The organism is Mycetohabitans endofungorum (assembly GCF_002927045.1).
GTDB lineage: Bacteria > Pseudomonadota > Gammaproteobacteria > Burkholderiales > Burkholderiaceae > Mycetohabitans > Mycetohabitans endofungorum.
Genome location: NZ_PRDW01000076.1, coordinates 1 through 1,027 on the forward strand (window position 1 = coordinate 1; position 1,027 = coordinate 1,027).

The following is a 1,027-nucleotide window of genomic DNA, read 5'->3' on the forward strand; positions in this document are numbered from 1 at the left end:
AGGCAGGTTGCCGCTATCGTTCGCACAGCAGCGGCTGTGGTTCCTCGCGCAGCTTGATGGGGCCAGTGAGTCATATCATATTCCGCTGGCGCTGCATGTGCGCGGGCCGCTTGATCGGGCCGCATGGCAACAGGCATTGGATGCGCTGTTCGCCCGTCATGAAGCGCTGCGCTCGACGTTTGTCAGTGTCGAGGGTCATCCGCAGGTGCAATTGCTGCCGGCGGACAGGGGCGTGCCGCTGCGCTGGCATGACCTGCGCGGTGTGCCGGATGCGCAGGCGCAACTGGCCCGTTTGCGTCACGAAGCCGTGCACGCGCCGTTCGATCTGGCGCAGGGCCCGTTGATCCACGCATGCGGCATTCAATTGGCCGACGACGAGCACGTACTGGTGCTGACAAAGCACCATATTGTATCGGACGGCTGGTCGCTTGGCGTGCTCGCGCGCGAGTTGAGTGCACTGTACGCGGCGAGCGTCGGGGCGCAAGCTGACCCACTGCCACCGCTAGCGATTCAGTATCCGGACTATGCGGCGTGGCAACGACAGTGGCTCACGGGTGAGCGGCTGCAGGCGCAGAGCGACTATTGGCGCGCGACGCTCGCGGACGCACCGGTGCGGCTGGAACTACCGACCGATCGGCCGCGCCCGGTACAACAGTCGTTTGCCGGCGCGCAGGTGCCGGTGCAGATCGATGCATCGACCACGCAAGCGCTCAAGCGCTTAAGCGCGGAGCATGGCACGACGCTATTTATGACGGTGCTCGCCGCATGGAGCGCGGTGCTCGCGCGCCTGTCAGGCCAGGATGATTTGGTTATTGGCACGCCCAGCGCAAACCGGGGGCATGCCGCAATCGAGCCGTTGATTGGCTTCTTTGTTAATACATTAGCGTTGCGTGTCGACTTATCCGACAAGCCCAATACGAGCGAACTGCTTAAGCGCGTGCGGCGCACGACGTTGGACGCGCAAGCGCATCAAGACCTGCCGTTCGAGCAAGTGGTTGAGATCGTACAGCCGCCGCGCCGGCTCGAT

Annotated in this window: 1 protein-coding gene; it reads left to right on the plus strand. The window is 63.8% G+C overall.

Going from position 1 to position 1,027, the window contains the following annotated elements; all coding sequences use genetic code 11:
• Window positions 1-1,027 (plus strand): condensation domain-containing protein (locus B0O95_RS15255; RefSeq protein WP_233203466.1); only part of this gene is annotated, 1,027 nt, incomplete at both ends.